19 protein-coding genes and 1 pseudogene are annotated in these 16,652 nt (G+C 39.0%); 11 read left to right on the top strand and 9 right to left on the bottom strand.

Translation table 11 applies throughout. The features are described 5' to 3' along the window. The first annotated feature begins 83 nt into the window (after positions 1 to 83). On the top strand, positions 84 to 488 hold the full coding sequence (locus tag PLEUR7319_RS0125390; protein WP_019508042.1) for a four helix bundle protein: 405 nt from the start codon (positions 84 to 86) through the stop codon (positions 486 to 488). A gap of 82 nt (positions 489 to 570) precedes the next feature. Here the strand turns inward: PLEUR7319_RS0125390 and ruvC are convergent, their stop codons facing one another. Next, positions 571 to 1,101 carry a crossover junction endodeoxyribonuclease RuvC gene (ruvC, locus tag PLEUR7319_RS0125385; protein ID WP_019508041.1) on the bottom strand — a complete coding sequence of 177 codons (531 nt, stop codon included), beginning with the start codon at positions 1,099 to 1,101 and terminating at the stop codon, positions 571 to 573. Positions 1,102 to 1,251: 150 nt separating this feature from the next. Between ruvC and yvcK the strand changes: the two genes are divergently transcribed. After that, on the top strand, positions 1,252 to 2,595 hold the full coding sequence (gene yvcK, locus PLEUR7319_RS0125380) for a gluconeogenesis factor YvcK family protein (RefSeq protein ID WP_019508040.1): 1,344 nt from the start codon (positions 1,252 to 1,254) through the stop codon (positions 2,593 to 2,595). A gap of 538 nt (positions 2,596 to 3,133) precedes the next feature. Then, the gene (gene tsaE, locus PLEUR7319_RS0125375) at positions 3,134 to 3,613 is read left to right on the top strand and encodes a tRNA (adenosine(37)-N6)-threonylcarbamoyltransferase complex ATPase subunit type 1 TsaE (RefSeq protein ID WP_019508039.1); all 480 of its coding nucleotides are present in this window, start codon (positions 3,134 to 3,136) and stop codon (positions 3,611 to 3,613) included. A 108-nt stretch (positions 3,614 to 3,721) separates the two neighbouring features. Here tsaE and petG read toward each other — a convergent pair whose 3' ends face one another. Next, positions 3,722 to 3,838, bottom strand: coding sequence for a cytochrome b6-f complex subunit V (petG, locus tag PLEUR7319_RS0125370; RefSeq protein WP_019508038.1), 117 nt, complete (start codon positions 3,836 to 3,838; stop codon positions 3,722 to 3,724). 251 nt (positions 3,839 to 4,089) lie between these two features. On the opposite strand from petG, the gene PLEUR7319_RS0125365 reads away from it, so the two are divergent. After that, the gene (locus tag PLEUR7319_RS0125365) at positions 4,090 to 4,464 is read left to right on the top strand and encodes a cytochrome c (protein ID WP_019508037.1); all 375 of its coding nucleotides are present in this window, start codon (positions 4,090 to 4,092) and stop codon (positions 4,462 to 4,464) included. Between the two features lie 76 nt (positions 4,465 to 4,540). Here the strand turns inward: PLEUR7319_RS0125365 and PLEUR7319_RS0125360 are convergent, their stop codons facing one another. The 3 genes from PLEUR7319_RS0125360 to PLEUR7319_RS0125350 all read right to left on the bottom strand — a co-directional run bounded on the left by PLEUR7319_RS0125360 (position 4,541) and on the right by PLEUR7319_RS0125350 (position 5,707). Then, the gene (locus PLEUR7319_RS0125360) at positions 4,541 to 4,792 is read right to left on the bottom strand and encodes a hypothetical protein (RefSeq protein ID WP_026102775.1); all 252 of its coding nucleotides are present in this window, start codon (positions 4,790 to 4,792) and stop codon (positions 4,541 to 4,543) included. A gap of 196 nt (positions 4,793 to 4,988) precedes the next feature. After that, positions 4,989 to 5,294: a DUF2973 domain-containing protein gene (locus PLEUR7319_RS0125355; protein WP_019508035.1), complete on the bottom strand. Its 306-nt coding sequence runs from the start codon at positions 5,292 to 5,294 to the stop codon at positions 4,989 to 4,991. A gap of 98 nt (positions 5,295 to 5,392) precedes the next feature. Further along, positions 5,393 to 5,707 carry a DUF2605 domain-containing protein gene (locus tag PLEUR7319_RS0125350; RefSeq protein WP_019508034.1) on the bottom strand — a complete coding sequence of 105 codons (315 nt, stop codon included), beginning with the start codon at positions 5,705 to 5,707 and terminating at the stop codon, positions 5,393 to 5,395. A 186-nt stretch (positions 5,708 to 5,893) separates the two neighbouring features. Here PLEUR7319_RS0125350 and thrS point away from each other — a divergent pair, with 186 nt between their 5' ends. From thrS to PLEUR7319_RS0125335, 3 genes are all read left to right on the top strand, one after another. After that, positions 5,894 to 7,705, top strand: coding sequence for a threonine--tRNA ligase (gene thrS / locus PLEUR7319_RS0125345; RefSeq protein ID WP_019508033.1), 1,812 nt, complete (start codon positions 5,894 to 5,896; stop codon positions 7,703 to 7,705). Positions 7,706 to 7,844: 139 nt separating this feature from the next. Continuing rightward, entirely contained in the window at positions 7,845 to 8,537 is a 693-nt protein-coding gene (locus PLEUR7319_RS0125340; protein WP_019508032.1) for a hypothetical protein, read from the top strand. A gap of 4 nt (positions 8,538 to 8,541) precedes the next feature. After that, on the top strand, positions 8,542 to 10,233 hold the full coding sequence (locus tag PLEUR7319_RS0125335; RefSeq protein WP_019508031.1) for an EAL domain-containing protein: 1,692 nt from the start codon (positions 8,542 to 8,544) through the stop codon (positions 10,231 to 10,233). 230 nt (positions 10,234 to 10,463) lie between these two features. Here PLEUR7319_RS0125335 and PLEUR7319_RS0125325 read toward each other — a convergent pair whose 3' ends face one another. Beyond that, positions 10,464 to 12,128 carry a DUF2079 domain-containing protein gene (locus PLEUR7319_RS0125325; protein WP_036800784.1) on the bottom strand — a complete coding sequence of 555 codons (1,665 nt, stop codon included), beginning with the start codon at positions 12,126 to 12,128 and terminating at the stop codon, positions 10,464 to 10,466. Positions 12,129 to 12,528: 400 nt separating this feature from the next. Between PLEUR7319_RS0125325 and trxA the strand changes: the two genes are divergently transcribed. The 3 genes from trxA (at position 12,529) to PLEUR7319_RS0125310 (ending at position 14,525) form a co-directional block, all read left to right on the top strand. Further along, positions 12,529 to 12,855, top strand: a complete 327-nt coding sequence (gene trxA / locus PLEUR7319_RS0125320; RefSeq protein WP_019508028.1) for a thioredoxin — start codon at positions 12,529 to 12,531, stop codon at positions 12,853 to 12,855. 156 nt (positions 12,856 to 13,011) lie between these two features. Continuing rightward, positions 13,012 to 14,088 (top strand): LOG family protein, encoded by a 1,077-nt coding sequence (locus PLEUR7319_RS0125315; RefSeq protein ID WP_019508027.1) that lies wholly within the window; start codon positions 13,012 to 13,014, stop codon positions 14,086 to 14,088. A 215-nt stretch (positions 14,089 to 14,303) separates the two neighbouring features. Continuing rightward, complete coding sequence (locus tag PLEUR7319_RS0125310) at positions 14,304 to 14,525, top strand: hypothetical protein (protein WP_019508026.1); 222 nt, start codon at positions 14,304 to 14,306, stop codon at positions 14,523 to 14,525. A gap of 46 nt (positions 14,526 to 14,571) precedes the next feature. Here the strand turns inward: PLEUR7319_RS0125310 and PLEUR7319_RS42875 are convergent, their stop codons facing one another. After that, positions 14,572 to 14,787, bottom strand: a complete 216-nt coding sequence (locus PLEUR7319_RS42875; RefSeq protein WP_144054378.1) for a hypothetical protein — start codon at positions 14,785 to 14,787, stop codon at positions 14,572 to 14,574. Positions 14,788 to 14,910: 123 nt separating this feature from the next. Between PLEUR7319_RS42875 and PLEUR7319_RS0125300 the strand changes: the two genes are divergently transcribed. Continuing rightward, positions 14,911 to 16,119 carry a lipid-A-disaccharide synthase-related protein gene (locus PLEUR7319_RS0125300; protein ID WP_019508024.1) on the top strand — a complete coding sequence of 403 codons (1,209 nt, stop codon included), beginning with the start codon at positions 14,911 to 14,913 and terminating at the stop codon, positions 16,117 to 16,119. Positions 16,120 to 16,261: 142 nt separating this feature from the next. Here PLEUR7319_RS0125300 and PLEUR7319_RS42870 read toward each other — a convergent pair. Both PLEUR7319_RS42870 and PLEUR7319_RS41460 read right to left on the bottom strand, forming a co-directional pair. Further along, positions 16,262 to 16,492, bottom strand: a pseudogene (locus PLEUR7319_RS42870) (ATP-binding cassette domain-containing protein); the annotation flags it as partial. After that, positions 16,477 to 16,638, bottom strand: coding sequence for a hypothetical protein (locus tag PLEUR7319_RS41460; RefSeq protein WP_158441876.1), 162 nt, complete (start codon positions 16,636 to 16,638; stop codon positions 16,477 to 16,479). The gene PLEUR7319_RS41460 and the pseudogene PLEUR7319_RS42870, both read right to left, overlap by 16 nt. Between the last annotated feature and the right edge of the window lie 14 nt (positions 16,639 to 16,652).

Genomic DNA, 16,652 nt, shown 5'->3' with positions numbered 1-16,652 from the left:
AACTAGAACACTGATTTAGTAATACGAGGTTGCTGGTAAAGTGAGATCGGGAAGACAAGGGGACAAGGCAGACAAGGGAGAAAATGGGCAAAGAATCTATCAAAAGTCATGAAGATTTAGTAGTTTATCAAATGGCCTTCTCAGCAGCGATGAAAATCTTTAACTTATCAAAGACATTTCCAGTAGAAGAGCGTTACTCTCTAACCGACCAGATACGCCGTTCTTCGCGCTCTGTGTGTGCCAATTTAGCACAAAGGCTTAAGCCGCATGTAGCTTGGCGTAAAAGGAGATATGAAGCTGCTTTTATTGCTAAACTTAGTGATTGCGAAGCAGAGGCAGCAGAAACACAAGTATGGCTTAAATTTGCGGTCAAATGTCAATATTTATCTGTAGAGCAAGGACGAGAACTCTACGGAATCTACAATCAAGTTCTCAGCGGACTAGTAAACATGATTAACAATCCTCATCGCTGGGTTATAGGGAAGTAGATAAATTCTCCCTTGTCTCCTTGTCTACCTTGTCCCCCTTGTCTCTATAGTCCATGATTGTTCGGATTACTGAATCGATATTCTAGCTCGACACTACAGCAGAATTTTGATAAAACCAAGCAGTTAGAGCGATCGCCAAGGCATCGGCAGCATCGTCAGGACGGGGAATAAAGTCTAAGGACAATTCCCGCGCTACGGCTTCTTGAACTTCTAATTTGGGAGCATTCCCGTATCCTGTTAAAGCCTGCTTGATTTGTGGTGGTGCAAACTCTACGTAAGGCAAATTAGATTGACCCAAAACCAACATCAAGACTCCCCTTGCCTGGGCAACACTAATTGTATGGCTCATGCGATAAAAAAATAATTTTTCGACTGCTACCAAATCAGGAGCAGTTTCGTCAATTAGCGTGTGTAGATCATTGTAAATAGTACACAGGCGATCGCTAAAGGGAGTTTTTGACTGAGTTTCAATTACACCAAACTCGGCTAACTTTACTGAAGTTAAATTGCATTTGGATGTAAAATCATCCTTGCTTGGTGACTGACAAATAATTGTGCCAAACCCTAAGATAGCTAATCCTGGATCTAACCCTAAAATTTTGATTTCTCCCATTAGCAAGATATGATTAATTTCCTGACAAAATTCTGTTTAATCGTTTAGTATCTGTAGTTATTGCAATCTTTTGAGTCGTTTCCATTGAGATAGTTTATGTTTATGATAACGACTTTGGCACTGGTGTATAGAGAACGTGACTAAACTGAGATGAAAAATTTATCTTTTTCCAAGAAAAAGTATCTTCGTCGCAAAAATCGCTGGTTTAAGTGGCTATCCCCAGGTTTATTTATTAAGCGTTGGCTACTGATCAGTGCCAGCGGTTTTTTTCTGGCAGCTATTGGTGCCGCTGTTTGGAGCAAACTTACACCAATATATCGCCTATTGTCGTTTATTTCCCAATTTTTGGAATTTCTGACCCGAGTGATTCCCAATTATATTTCTGGTCCAATTGTCTTGATGATCGGTATTTTTCTCATCTTTTGGGGGCAATCTCGCACGGTAGGCTCAATTACCGATGTTTTAGGCGTCGATAAAGATAAACAGTTGGTGGATATGTTATTAGACCGCCGTCGACTCAATCGAGGACCAAAAATTGTGGTTGTCGGGGGCGGAACAGGTCTGTCAACCTTATTGCGAGGCTTAAAAGACTATAGCAGTAATATCACCGCCATTGTTACTGTAGCTGATGATGGTGGCTCTTCAGGAAGATTAAGAAGAGAAATCGGGGTCTTGCCTCCAGGAGACATTCGTAACTGTATTGCAGCTTTGGCAGATGAAGAAGAATTACTCACCGAACTATTTCAGTATCGTTTTAAAGCGGGAGACGGTTTAGTCGGTCATAGTTTTGGCAATTTATTTCTAACTGCTATGAGTGAGATTACTGGCGATTTAGAACAAGCTGTAGCCACCAGTTCTAAAGTTTTAGCCATTAGCGGTAAAGTTTTGCCCTCTACCCTTAGTGATGTAAGTTTATGGGCAGAAATGGAAGACGGAAGACTGATCGAAGGAGAATCTAATATACCTCAAGCAGGAGGCAAAATTAAAAGTATTGGTTGTATGCCAGCTAACCCCCCTGCACTTCCCTCAGCAGTAGCAGCAATTGAGGACGCAGATTACATTATTATTGGTCCAGGTAGTCTCTACACCAGTATTATTCCTAATCTTTTAGTTCCAGATATTAGAGATGCGATCGCCAATGCCGATGTTCCTCGCATTTATATTTGCAACATTATGACCCAACCAGGGGAAACAGAAGGTTATAGCGTTGCCGATCACATCCGTGAAATTGATCGGGTTAGTAAACAGAAATTATTTGATGCTGTTTTAGTACATCGTAAACCTCCGAGCCCTGTGTCGCTCAAACGCTATGCTTTGGAAAATTCTCATCCTGTCTATTTAGATCGGCAAGAGATAGCTAAACTAAATCGTCGTATAGTTATGGCAAATGTGATGGAAGAAGACCAGGTAAAAGGTCATGTTCGCCACAATTCTAATCAGCTTGCCAGAGTTTTGCTGCGTTGGTATAGCGGTAAATGGCAGCCTAAGCTTTGAATATTGAAGAGGTTAACTGTTGCAGAGAAGGAGCACCTCATCAAAGCGATATTTGTAGTAAGGTAAAGAGATAAGGGATGGAGCAAAACGAGCTAGTTAAATTAAATTAAATTAAATCAACTTACTCCACTTTGCTATCCCGACTTAAAGTTACTTGGCTTATTAAACAATCTATCAACTCAATATAAAGAAAGTGTGTCTTGCTACGGTAAATAATGTAAAACTTTGATGAACTTTTGCTGTAGCTAGACTTTGGCTCGCTGGCTGCCACAATTTTTATCTGCTACTAGACTTTTGACCACGCCCTTCAGGCTAAAGTAATGAGTAATGAGTAACGAGTAAAAAAGCCCAAAGTTGGTCTCAACACATGCGGCGAACTATGAGCCTTTGTCGCCTAAAACAGCCGCAAAGAAAAAAACACAATTTCTAACTTGAATCCTCTAGCCTCAGCTAAAGGAATAACTCATTACTTATTACTCATTACTCGTGAACGAGGCTTCTAACTCTTTCCATCCCAACTTCTGTCTTCTTTTGATTCGTGCTTACAATACTTCTTAGAAATGCTCAGTCAACTCAAAACCTGGGTTATTTGCTCGGCAAATATTTACCTCCAGGTAGTGTAATCTTGCTCTTAGGCAATTTGGGTTCGGGCAAAACCACTTTAGTTCAAGGAATTGGTAAGGGGTTAAATATTTCGGAGTCTATAGTTAGCCCCACATTTACTTTAATCAATGAGTATCTAGATGGTCGGTTGCCTTTATACCATTTAGATCTGTATCGCTTAGAGCCAAATCAGGTTGATGCTATTTATCCTGAAATATACTGGGAAGGCATAGAAGTTCCTCCAGGCATTACGGCGATTGAGTGGTCACAACGTTTACTAACTAAGCCACCAGGTTATTTAGAAATTAAGCTAGTTGCCCACTCTCAAGCTAGAAAAGCTTGCATACAACGATACGGCACAAGTCATCACGATCTAAAATTTATCGAAAATTTTGCCGAACTGGCACCAGAGTAGCGCATCATACCTCTTAATTTAAGATCGAAAAAGGACGGGGAAACTTGAATTTATTTCCCCATCCTGAGCATAATTTTTGTATTAATTACATTTAATAGTCTTATTTAATTAGTCAATCCCAAGTTGATTGCCACGTTTGTACTGCATATAAGCAGCAAAAAACAATCCTAATAAAGTAATAAAAATTAAACCGAGTACAATCCCTAAAAGCAAAGGTTCTATCATAATGTCTCTCCTAAAAACAAATTGTTTAGCTAAGGTATATCCTACGTCAATTTAGACATCAGCGTCATAGAGACATAGTTGGGTCACAGATATGAGTGATGATAAATTTCAGTCAATCTTAGTATTATCTTCAATAATCAGACTAACCCAAAAAGAATTAATAAAGCTTGCATAGCTTGACCATAAATTTTAAGCTATTTTATAAATCATAATAAATATAAGTAAACATTCATAAATCACTAAGATAAACAGTGGATAACCAGTTAGTCCAATCTCCAATATGGCTAAACCGCCTAATTTTAACTGTAATGGCAGTAATGCTTATTGTTGGTCTCAGCATTCTGGGTGTCTACTGGCAACAAACTGCCGATCCTTACACTCAAGAAGTATTATCTCTAGAAGGAGATCCTCAGAAGGGATTAGCTATTTTTCAGATAAATTGCGCTGGCTGTCATAGTTTAAGAGCAGATAGAAATGTTGGTCCCAGCTTAGAACATATTTCTAAGCGTAGATCTCAGCGCGACATAATCAAACAAGTAACTAGTGGTCGAACTCCTCCAATGCCTAAATTTCAGCCAAGTCAAAAAGAAATGGCAGATTTACTCGGATATTTAAGTCAACTTTAGCCAGAGAAACAGTTGATTCATGAACCTAAAATTAACTGTTTCCTATTCAAACTGCAAATATTAAGATTATTCAAATTCAAAATCTTTCAACACTACCAAGGAAGACTGGCTCTACTCTGATAGCTAAAACGCTTGTTGGTCGTACTACCATATACTCTCCCTGAATGTTTTTAATCGGTATATTAATAAAATCTTCAGAATCAGATTTGGCAATTAATTCGCCACTATACCACTTTTGAAAGTCTTGTACGGTGTTGAACCGAACTTCTTCTCTGTGACCTCCAGAAATAAGTAGGTGAACTGCGTATTCATCAGGCTTTCTAGGCATAGGAAATGTTTGAGAACTGCAATACATATAGTTCCCATAAAGCCGGATTTAAATGTCATTGATCCGATATTAAATCTCGTTAGTTGATCTTTATATTAAGGGCACCAGAAAGCAGCGAACAAGAATCGTTGAGCGCTCAAAGTCAATCCTATAAGCTCACTAAATCAATATCACCTAAGACTTAAAGATAAGGCAATTAATCCTCAGGTTCATTAGTTTTGCTAGGGGAAGACTTGTAGAGAGCATCTAACCTTGAACGAGCATCATCTACTGACACCGAACGCATGACTAGTAATGGCTCTTCTATCACTTTTCCTTGTTCATCTAGTAGTTCTGGATGTACTTTTCTTTCTCGACGAGATCTATTTCTCGTTGAGCCATTGTGATTGTGAGCATGAAGCTTTTGTGTCTCTCCACTCAAAATAACTAAACTACGAATTAGGTTAGTGACTGCTAGAAGGGCAATAACGGTAAATAGCAGAATGTAGACTAAATGCAACATAAATTTTATTTCTTCCTCATAAACTCATTACTATAATTTGCCGACTAAGAAATGAAATTTTTTCTACAGTTTTAAGATTTTAGCGATGTTTCATTCTCCTAATTTTTAGACTCTCGATACTTTTGAGCTACATTCCAACATTCAGCAACCAACTGATGCCAGGGAAGTAGCATTTTGGAGTCAATTCCTGCTGTTCCTCCAGTAGCTTTAAATAGCATTTGAGCTGTTTGAACTTCTTGCTGGCTCTGATTAATTCTCTCTAATAATTGAGCTTGCTGTTGAGCAGACAAAAAAGACATTTGCTCTGATTCCAATAAAGAACGCGATCGCTCAAACCAGTATTGAAAATCTTCTAGCAGCGGCTCTAAAACCGTTTTGAGTAATTCTTTCTCAGTGGGTTGCTTTGTGGACATCAATTTTAAATTAGCTTATTATCTCAATATTTATCTTAGCGGGTTTCATAAAAATTAATATATTTTTGATTTTTTTTAATATAATCTAAGAGTCTTAATGATGACTGCTTTCAAAGTACTTGTTACTGTATCTACCAATCCCGATCTAGAATATAACGAGATTACTTGCGTCTTTTACAATAGCCGATGCCCGAAGCAGAACAAGCACAACAACCGCTCAAATTACTTCGCACTAGCGAATCCGAATCATTAAAGAAAATTCGTCATACTACGTCTCATATAATGGCGATGGCAGTGCAAAAACTGTTTCCCCAGGCGCAGGTGACGATTGGTCCTTGGACAGAGAATGGTTTTTATTACGATTTTGATAGTCCTGATTCTTTTACCGAGAAGGATTTAAAAAAAATCCGTAAAGAAATGATCAAGATTATTAACCGTAAGTTGCCCGTAGTGCGTGAAGAAGTTAGTCGAGAAGAAGCAAAACGGCGAATCGAAGACCTCGGGGAACCTTATAAACTAGAAATCTTAGACAGTATCAATGAACCGATCACTATCTATCATTTAGGCGAACAGTGGTGGGATCTTTGTGCTGGACCTCATGTAGAAAGCACTGCCGATATTAACCCCAAAGCGATCGCCTTAGAAAGTGTAGCGGGGGCATATTGGCGAGGAGATGAAACCAAAGCCCAGCTTCAGCGAATTTACGGGACTGCATGGGAAACTCCCGAACAGCTAGAGGAACATCAACGTCGAAAAGCAGAGGCTTTAAAACGAGATCACCGTAAATTAGGTAAAGAATTAGGATTATTTATCTTCGCCGATCCTGTGGGACCTGGCTTACCTTTGTGGACTCCTAAAGGAACTATACTGCGATCGCAACTAGAAGATTTTCTCAAACAGGAACAAATCAAACGTGGTTATCTGCCAGTGGTCACTCCCCATCTTGCCAAAATCGATTTGTTTAAAATTTCAGGACACTGGCAAAACTATAAGGAAGATATGTTTCCGATGATGGCGGAAGATGCCACCGCAGCAGAAGCCGAACAAGGTTTTGTCCTCAAGCCGATGAATTGTCCCTTTCATATCCAAATCTACAAAAGTGAGTTGCGGTCATACAAGGAATTACCGATGCGATTAGCAGAATTCGGGACAGTATATCGCTACGAACAGTCAGGGGAATTGGGTGGTTTGACTAGGGTGAGAGGCTTTACTGTTGATGACTCACACTTGTTTGTTACTCCAGAACAGTTAGACGATGAATTTTTAAAAGTCGTTGATTTAATCCTGTCGGTCTTTAAAAGTTTGCAATTAACTAAGTTTAAAGCTCGTTTAAGTTTTCGTGACCCAGAATCAGATAAATATATTGGTTCTGACCTAGCCTGGGATAAGGCAGAAAACGCTATTCGTCGCGCGGTGGAAAAAATGGGGATGAATTATTTTGAGGCTCTGGGAGAAGCGGCTTTTTATGGTCCCAAGCTCGACTTTATTTTTGAAGATGCTCTGGGAAGAGAATGGCAGCTAGGAACGGTACAGGTAGACTATAATTTGCCCGAACGTTTTGAGTTAGAGTATGTTGCGGAAGACGGTTCCCGTCAGCGTCCAATTATGATTCACCGCGCTCCTTTTGGTTCTCTAGAAAGGCTAATTGGTATTTTAATCGAGGAATATGCGGGAGATTTTCCTCTTTGGTTGGCTCCTGTACAAGTGCGCTTATTACCTGTCCGAGATGCCCATTTTGATTACGTCCGTGAAGTGGCAGCAAAAATGCGAGAGGTAGGAATTCGTGCTGAAGCCGATACTAGCGGCGAACGTTTGGGCAAGATGATTCGTAATGCCGAGAAGCAGAAAATTCCTGTAATGTCGGTAGTAGGAGATCAAGAAGTATCAGATAATACTTTGAGTATCCGTACTCGTGCTTCGGGAGAGTTAGGAGCGATCGCTGTATCTGAAGTTATGACTAAATTGACAGAGGCAATTTCGGCTCATACTAATTTTTAACTCAACAGCTAATGCAGTCTGATAATAAGCGAGATCAATTATCTCGCTGATTTATGTTCAAAGTTTAGGATTTATTTAGTTGAAAGATTTTAGTATTGTTAGGTATTTTTAAACCATCAAACTGATTTTATATTGATCAATGTCATATAATCGGGGATTACTGGTAGCCATAATAACTACGATTAGCTATCTGTATGCAAAGCCAGGAAGCATTTTAGTCTTTATTTTGGTTTGGTTTGGTTTCGGGATTGTGGAAGTTAATGCAGAAGAGAATATTTTAGTCATTCATTCTTACCATCCAGAACTATCTTGGACAAAACAGCAGCATGACAGTATTGATCAAGGATTTGCCGAAACAGGGAGAAAAGTCAACGTATATCATGAGTTTCTAGACAGTAAACGCCATCCAAGACTACAACATGGTAAGGGATTTATTAATTATGTCAATAACAAATATCATCACATCCCGATTGATTTATTGATGGTCGTTGATGATCCTGGCTTAGAGTTAATTTTACAAGAACGAAAATACACAGTAAGAGCCAAGCCGGAGCACTTTCTGACCAATATACCTGTAGTCTTCTTGGGAATTAATTCTCTCCGACAAGAATTATTGGAAACGCCTTGGCTTACTGGAGTATTTGAGGATTACGCTGTCATCCAAACTGCCTTAGAAGCTAGTAGGCAGATGTGGACAGACACAATTATCATCGTCAATGATTTTACTGAAACGGGTCTAGCTAATCAAGAGCAGATAGAAAAACTCAAGAGTAGTTTTAATTGTCGCTCTCAGTTTTCTCTCCAGCTTTCTCACTATTATTTTATTAATTGAAAGAATGAGAAAGCGAGCGATCGCCAATAAGATATTGCAAGAAAATGAACAACGCTACAGGGATTTAGCAGAAGCTGGAGCGAATGTTTTTTGGGAATTGAATGCAGAGTTACAATATTGCTATATATCTGGTGATATTGGCGATTTATGTGGCTTAAAGCCCTCTGAATTACTGGGAAAGTATCCCCCCGAGCTGCACCGTAATCATCCTGGATTAGATGTTGATTGGGAATTATTTGAACAGATTATACAAGCGAGACATCCGATTAGAAACTTTACTTTTAGTCTGCAAGAAAAAGAACATGATGTCGTCAGAATTTTTAAAGTTAATGGTAATCCCTTGTATGATGATGAACTAAATTTTCTTGGATATCGTGGAGTCAAACAAGAAATAACTGCCGAACAAAATCTTTATAAAAAGATCGCTTATCAAGCTACCTATGATGATTTAACTGGTCTATTAAATCGCCGTGAATTTGGCGAAAAACTGAAATATTCAGTGCAAAAAGCACGTAAATATCATACAGAATCAGTTCTCTGCTATCTAGATCTAGACCGTTTCAAAATTGTCAACGATACAGCAGGACATCTGGTTGGCGATCGCTTATTATCTGAATTGGCTCAACTGTTACAGAGTATGATTCGCAAGGAAGACACTTTGGGCAGGTTGGGAGGAGACGAGTTTGGTCTATTACTTGAGGGCTGTTCCATACCTGAAGCAGAGCAAATATGTGAAAAAATAGTCAACACGATCAAGAACTATCGTCTCAAGTGGCAGACTTTAGAATTTGATGTGGGAGTTAGTATTGGTCTAGTAGGAATTTCTGATACCTCCACAGATGCGACAGAACTGCTGAGTCGAGCAGATTTAGCTTGTTACCAGGCGAAAAACTTAGGTCGAGGTCGAGTTTATATCGCTGAAAATAATCATCAAGAGCTCGATCTACAGCAAACTCAAATGGGGCATATTGCTAACGTATCTCAAGCAATTAAAGAAAATCGTTTTTATTTATTCAAACAGTCAATTAAACCCGTAGTTGATGATGGTCAACAACGCCTACATTATGAAATTTTACTCCGTCTTAAAGACCGATCTGGGAAATGGATCACTCCTGAACAATTTATTCCCATAGCCGAACGTTATGGTGTCATTACCATAGTCGACCGGTGGGTTTTGGAAGCTACTCTTAATGCCTATGGTCAGTATTTTGCGCCGAAACAGGCTTTAGTTTCGATTAATTTATCTGGTGCTAGTATTAATGACGAAAGATTTACTGAATTTGCGATTGATTTAATTAAAAAATCAGAGGTTGCGGGAGATTGCCTCTGTTTTGAAATTACAGAGACGGCAGCTATTGCTCAAATTAGTCATGCTCAAAAATTTATGGCAGCGATGAAAGACCTAGGAGTCAAATTTGCTCTGGATGATTTTGGTAGCGGAGTTTCTTCTTTTTCTTATCTAAAAAATCTTTCGGTAGACTATTTGAAAATTGATGGCAGTCTGGTTAAAAATATTCTAAGTGAAGAATACGACCGAGCAATTGTTACCTCCATAAACGAAGTAGCTCATTTAATGGGTATTAAAACCATTGCCGAATTCGTAGAAGACGATCAAATATTAGAACATTTAAGTAGCATCAGCATTGATTACGCTCAGGGTTATATCATGGGTAAACCGATTGCCCTTGCAGCTTAGAAAAGCTAATGGCTAATGGCTAATGGCTAATGGCTAATGGTGAAGCACTTGCGTTGGGCGGGTACGATGCGGTGAAGCAGTTCGTTGGCGGGGTTCCCCAGCTTAAAGAAACTGCTGAACCCGAAGGGCCATACGCCTGGCCTTTGTCCGACTTGAGCAAAGTGCTGAACCCGAAGGGCTAATGGTTGATTGAAGTTAACCTCATAAATCTTAGAATTGCTATGAGAACGTTAAGACTCATGAGACTCAATTATTGGTTGAATTTTTTGGAAATAATCCTGCCAATCTTTTAATGCTTCAGGATTGGAATCTACAGCTTTCCGTAACAAAACTACGCCATCATTAAAGCCAATAATCCCATACTCCTGGCGGCTAATTGCTTGGCTAATTACTTGAGTCAAGACATTCAAATCATCGCGATAGTTGCTAAAAACTACTTGATAACGCTCCAGTTGCCACAGATCGGCAATCACATAATCTACTTGATTAATTTCTTGCTCCTCATTTTTGATTTCTAATCCTGGTAGACGAATCACTTCTCTTCTACTGGAAATGTGAGGAACAATAAAAGTAGAACCCGAAACACTAGCATCGGCAGGTATTTGAGCTAAAAAAGTGCGAATTTTTTGGCTATGTTGCCATTGTTCTGGAGCAGAAATATAAACTAGCGGCTTAATGGAAGTAGGGACGATGAAATACAAAGTCTCACTTGGATTTGAGGTGATGGTAAAAAATACTGATAAACAGATACAAAAAATCCAGAAACGGCGAAATTGAGGACGGAGTTTTCGTGGCTGACAGTTACCGATTAATTGCTTAAAGTTACCAAAACCTTGACCTGCCCACCACAAGATTGAACCGTAAAATAGACCAGGAGTAACGCTGATGGCATAACGAATCGAAATACTTAAGACTAGATCTCCTTGGCTCAAAAACAATTTTAATAAGGGAAAAACAGCGATCGCCCAAGCATAAGGAGCAACTACGGGAATAAATGCTAAAGGTAGCCACTGTCCTAGCAAATATTTAAAGGTATCAGAGAATGGTGTCAATATTTCGACAATTAAACGCCCTGGATTGGTAATCATGTTGAAGATAATTTCTAACGTTGAGGCTTGATCTCCCTCTGCATATTGTCCAAAGTTTTCTAACATAAATCTTTTAGAAATATCATCAGAAAATAGAGGCATCACTAAATTAGTCAGAACCAGCACATATAAAAAACTGCCCAAGCAAACCGCAAATCCAATTCTCGGATATCGCCGACTCAGAATTAAATACATCCCAACGCCAAATAAAGTAATGCCACTATCTTCTCGCACTGCCAATATACAGACTGCCAAAATAGCAAACAGCCACCAGCAGCGTTTTTCCATTGCTAGGAGGAGGCTAAAGACAAATAAAGGCATCTGAGATATGTCATGGAAATTTCCCAGAGTTGGACCCACTACAGCGTTAGCACAGTAAAAACTAATAGTAATCAGAGTAGCGATCGCCGGTTCTAGGTAAATTCGTGCTAAAGCATAAAGCACTAAACCCGCAGCAGTTACAAAAATTGCCTGTAATACCGTGAGAGTAGCTGGATCTGGAAACAGGTAATAAATTGGCAACCACAATAGCAAAGCAGGGGTAAAATGCTGCCCCAAGCGACGGTATTCTACATCAGGAACTTCCCCACCATGAATCACATTTGTTGATAATTGTGAAGAGAGAGTACTTTGAAAAAAATTACCATGAGTACTATTCCAAAAAACCTGATTAAAAATACCCTGGTCGTAGGAAGAATAAAAAGAGAAGTGACGATTTAAAGTCAATGACAGAGTACAAATAAAAAAAGCGATCGCCGCGTAAATAACAATCTTGTTTCCCTGAACAGTACTCGATTTAGATAACATTTTTACCATTGAGAATTGCTCAACACATTTTATCGACTCTCAAATATTTTGTGTCTAATCTAAAATCAATCTAAAAAAAACTCTCAACTTTCGGTAATCTCTAAAAATAAAGTTGAGGAAAGTTCTGGCAATTTTAGAGTTGTATTTTAGAATGGAGAGGGCGGAGACAAAAGTTTCCGTTCACTCCTCACACCACACTCCGCTCGAAAATTAATCGGGCGGTTTTCTATTTTTCGCCTCAAGTTCCGTATAATCTCAGCGATTAACCTCAAATTTAGCCTTGATTTTCAATCCTTGATATGTAAAGTCTCATTGGTTTTACCTCTGATTATTCAAGGGCTATGATAAGATCCTGTATTATTGAAAAGGATTTGTGGTTAATTTAAGGACTTAGATAAGCATGTCATCATCAGCTGCACCAGTAACAGACGCAAGTTTTCCAGAACAAGTTTTAGAAAGCTCAGTTCCTGTACTAGTAGACTTCTGGGCCCCTTGGTGTGGGCCTTGCAGAATGGTTGCACCAGTAGTCGATGAAATCGCCGAGCAATACGAAGGACAAATAAAAGTCGTCAAGTTAAATACAGACGAAAATCCTCAAGTTGCCAGCCAATATGGTATTCGTAGTATTCCTACCTTAATGATCTTTAAGGACGGTCAGCGAGTAGATATGGTTGTTGGTGCTGTACCAAAAACTACTTTGGCAAATACTTTGGAAAAATACCTTTAATTTTTCTGACTGTTAATTACGGCTTCAGCACGTCTTTTCGTGAGATCAAGCTGGGGCTTGCCTACTGTTGTGATCATGCTAGTGTAGTTATACTGAATAGGTTATCTCCATCGCTGCAACTAATCGAGATAAATCTTCATTATTTTGCACTAAACTATGACTTTATCTTCTCCATCTTCTCCTGATAATTCAGCATTATTAAATCAGCAGCTTGAAAAACTACTTACCAACCTTTCAAATCATCCTCATCGTAAGTTAATCCAGAGATCTTTAGGAGCATTGCTGAGAATTGCTGAGGAAGATACTGAGCGTCTTGATTGGAAGATATTAACCGCTTCTCTAGAAGATTTAGAACAGGGAATCAAAAGATTTTATCCCTATCGTCATACCAGAAAAATTGCTATTTTTGGTTCGGCCAGGACTTCTCCTAAACAAGAAGAATATAAAATGGCGGCTGATTTTGCCCGTTGTATTACCCAATCGGGTTTTATGGTAATCACCGGTGCAGGAGGAGGAATTATGCAAGCTGGAAATGAAGGAGCAGGACGTGCTAATTCCTTCGGTCTAAATATCAAACTGCCGTTTGAGCAAGGTGCTAACAAGCTAATCGATGGCGATGATAAGCTAATCGATTTTAAATACTTTTTTACCCGCAAACTATTTTTTCTCAAAGAAAGTGACGCGATCGCTCTTTTTCCTGGGGGATTTGGGACTCAAGATGAAGCTTTTGAAACTTTAACTCTCTGCCAAACGGGTAAATACGGTCCCGTGCCTCTAGTATTAGTTGATAAACCAGGAGGCGACTACTGGCATTCGTGGAATAACTATGTATGTAAACAACTCAAAGAAAAAGGTTTAATTAATCCAGACGATCCTAGTCTATATACAATTACCGATCAAATAGACGTAGCTTGTCAAACTATAAAGGACTTTTATCGAGTCTACCATTCCAGTCGTTACGTTGGTCAGCTTTTGGTGATGCGCCTAAAATTAGAATTATCCGATGCAGTGGTCGCACAGCTTAACCAAGAATTTGCCGATCTTCTTAGTCAGGGTAAAATCAGCAAAAATGTTGCCTTACCAGAAGAAAAAAATGATCTAGAAACGATTCATTTATCCCGTTTAACCTTCTATTTCAATCAGAAAAATTTCGGTCGTCTATACCAACTAATTGCTAGGATCAATGAACTGGGTCTGCCTTGTAATGTCACAGAACATCCTGAATTAAAATAGTGAATTTAATTGATCAGCCCTTGAGACTATTAATTCCTAATTTCGTGAAAGAAAATTTAGTAAACAAGCAACTCATTATATTAAGCTTTATGTGAATAATATCTCGAAATTTAAACACTTTCTTTAGATTTACTAAAGATAGACTACAATCTATATTGTCGTTAGAGTTCCAGATTGTTCTCCAGCGATGTAATCTTTTAAGAAGGTGAAGCAGCTTGAATACTAAATTGTTACGCCAAACCTGGAATTTAATCGAAACCATTAATGCTTCAGAGCTATTAGAAATTAGTGAGGCAGAATTGATACAGCGGTTATTAAATAAACTTGATGCTCAAATACCTTTAGCAGATCAAGAGCGTATCTGTTTAAATTCTTATCTTCATTCTAAGATGGGTCTGATTAAAGATACTGCAGAATCTCGTTTAGTTTCCGTTTGAATCCAATATTAAATTTAATCACCTAAAAATTAATTATTAACGAATTTTATGTTTGGGGTCTACGCCAAATCTGATAACTCCAATTGAGTAACCAGATGAGCTGTTTTATTTTTGTAACTTGTAACTGCAATAGTTGATAGCGTTGGCGGACGTGATAAAGGTTGTTTTGTCCTTGATAAATTATTTGCGGGGCAGCGTTCAATACAACATTGAAGTAATTTTCGTAATTAATCAAAATAGCAGTGATTCTAGCTAATATCATCCTTATTTGCCAAATTCTAATCGCAATATAAATATTAAGCAGGGTAATCGATAAATTTATCGCAACAATCACATATATCATTAATTTATTTTAAATAAAGCGAGATCAATCGCTCAAAATCGTATGAAGCTTTTGGTTCTCAGTAATGGTCATGGAGAAGACGAAATTGCTGTTCGTATTATAGAACAATTACAAATTGTTACCCACAAACTCGAAATAGTGGCTTTGCCAATTGTTGGTCAGGGCTATGCCTACAGCAAGCTCAATATTCCGATCGCGGGTAGAGTGCAGCAGATGCCTTCCGGTGGCTTTATTTATATGGGAGGAAATCCACTCTGGTCAGACATTCGGGGTGGGTTGATTCAACTTACAATTGAACAGCTTAAGCTGGTACGTCACTGGGGTCAAGAGAATACAGTAATTTTAGCAGTTGGAGATATAGTACCACTGCTATATGCTTGGTTAAGTAAGGCAAATTACGCTTTTGTCGGTACTGCCAAATCAGAATATTACCTTAGAAACGAAACTGAGTGGTTAGCTCAGACTTCTTGGTTAGAAAAAAAATTGGGTTCAGTTTATCTGCCTTGGGAGCGTTGGTTAATGAGCCGTAGTGCTTGCAAAGCAGCATTTCCCAGAGATAGCTTAACCACAGAGATTTTACAAAAATGGTCAATTCCGGCTTACGATTTGGGTAATCCGATGATGGATGGCATTACAGCCAACAGTCAATTTAGCCAACCAGAGCAGCTAAATGTGCTATTGTTACCAGGCTCTCGAATGCCAGAAGCGTTAAAAAATTGGCAGCAGATATTAACTTCGCTACCAGAAATAATCAAATCTTTTCCCCAAGAGAAATTAAATTTTGGGGGAGCGATCGCACCAGCTTTAAATCTTCAGGCATTTATCGAAGAAGCGGATATTCAAGGATGGCAGATAACAGCAGAGCAACCTCAAACTAGAACTCTAACCAAAGATCAAAGTAGTTTGATTTTGAGCCAAAATAGCTATCAACGGTTTTTACAACAGGCAGATATCGCGATCGCTATGGCAGGAACGGCAACCGAACAATTTGTTGGTTTAGGCAAACCAGCGATAATTATGCCAGGAGAAGGACCTCAGTTCACCTATGCCTTTGCCGAAGCCCAATCTCGTTTACTGGGTTGTTCAATCATGATGGTGGAAAGTCCAGAGCAAGTCGCCAAAGCGATCGCCCAAGTTATTAATAATCCTCAACTCCTAGCACAAATTGCCCTCAATGGAAAACGACGTATGGGAGAAGCTGGGGCAGCTCAAAGAATTGCTCAATGTTTACAACAGACGCTTCTAAAATAGTTAATTGGAATGACCATAAGCTGGTCAACATTGAATTGATCGCTTGAGGCTGATGGGGAGATGGGGAGATAGGGAAATAGGGAGAAGGTTGTAAGGTTTGTTTTCTAACTAATAAATATGCAAGGTAACTCTGGATTAGCTTATCAGCCTTGACAATCGTCGAGAGACGGTGAGCGATCGCAATTACTGTTTTGCCCTCTGTTAACCGATCTAGTGACTGCTGGATTAATCTTTCAGTAACAGAATCTAAGGCACTAGTAGCCTCATCAAGAATCAGAATTTCTGGATCGCGTAAAATAGCTCTGGCAATAGCAATACGCTGCCTTTGACCACCTGATAGATGTGTTCCGCGATCGCCTAAAATAGTGTCGATTTGCGAATGCGATCGCTTAAATGACATTGTGCCAATCCCGTACAAAGTTGACCCCAATAATTCAATAGCGATCGCAACCAAATAACCAAGAGAATTACTACTGCTAAACGATATACTCTCATTGATGCTGATGCTTTAGTTGCCAATATTAACCTTTTCT

This window comes from Pleurocapsa sp. PCC 7319 (assembly GCF_000332195.1).
In the GTDB taxonomy this organism is placed as follows: domain Bacteria; phylum Cyanobacteriota; class Cyanobacteriia; order Cyanobacteriales; family Xenococcaceae; genus Waterburya.
Note: the sequence above shows the minus strand (reverse complement) of the source record. Positions and strands in the feature narration are given on the sequence as shown.

What these genes read in the sequence shown, in the direction of transcription:
- PLEUR7319_RS0125390 (WP_019508042.1), top strand. Translation starts at nt 84, where the DNA reads ATGGGCAAAGAATCTATCAAAAGTCATGAAGATTTAGTAGTTTATCAA.
- ruvC (WP_019508041.1), bottom strand. Translation starts at nt 1,101, where the DNA reads ATGGGAGAAATCAAAATTTTAGGGTTAGATCCAGGATTAGCTATCTTA.
- yvcK (WP_019508040.1), top strand. Translation starts at nt 1,252, where the DNA reads ATGAAAAATTTATCTTTTTCCAAGAAAAAGTATCTTCGTCGCAAAAAT.
- petG (WP_019508038.1), bottom strand. Translation starts at nt 3,838, where the DNA reads ATGATAGAACCTTTGCTTTTAGGGATTGTACTCGGTTTAATTTTTATT.
- PLEUR7319_RS0125360 (WP_026102775.1), bottom strand. Translation starts at nt 4,792, where the DNA reads ATGCCTAGAAAGCCTGATGAATACGCAGTTCACCTACTTATTTCTGGA.
- PLEUR7319_RS0125355 (WP_019508035.1), bottom strand. Translation starts at nt 5,294, where the DNA reads ATGTTGCATTTAGTCTACATTCTGCTATTTACCGTTATTGCCCTTCTA.
- PLEUR7319_RS0125350 (WP_019508034.1), bottom strand. Translation starts at nt 5,707, where the DNA reads ATGTCCACAAAGCAACCCACTGAGAAAGAATTACTCAAAACGGTTTTA.
- thrS (WP_019508033.1), top strand. Translation starts at nt 5,894, where the DNA reads ATGCCCGAAGCAGAACAAGCACAACAACCGCTCAAATTACTTCGCACT.
- PLEUR7319_RS0125340 (WP_019508032.1), top strand. Translation starts at nt 7,845, where the DNA reads ATGTCATATAATCGGGGATTACTGGTAGCCATAATAACTACGATTAGC.
- PLEUR7319_RS0125335 (WP_019508031.1), top strand. Translation starts at nt 8,542, where the DNA reads ATGAGAAAGCGAGCGATCGCCAATAAGATATTGCAAGAAAATGAACAA.
- PLEUR7319_RS0125325 (WP_036800784.1), bottom strand. Translation starts at nt 12,128, where the DNA reads ATGTTATCTAAATCGAGTACTGTTCAGGGAAACAAGATTGTTATTTAC.
- trxA (WP_019508028.1), top strand. Translation starts at nt 12,529, where the DNA reads ATGTCATCATCAGCTGCACCAGTAACAGACGCAAGTTTTCCAGAACAA.
- PLEUR7319_RS0125315 (WP_019508027.1), top strand. Translation starts at nt 13,012, where the DNA reads ATGACTTTATCTTCTCCATCTTCTCCTGATAATTCAGCATTATTAAAT.
- PLEUR7319_RS42875 (WP_144054378.1), bottom strand. Translation starts at nt 14,787, where the DNA reads ATGATATTAGCTAGAATCACTGCTATTTTGATTAATTACGAAAATTAC.
- PLEUR7319_RS0125300 (WP_019508024.1), top strand. Translation starts at nt 14,911, where the DNA reads ATGAAGCTTTTGGTTCTCAGTAATGGTCATGGAGAAGACGAAATTGCT.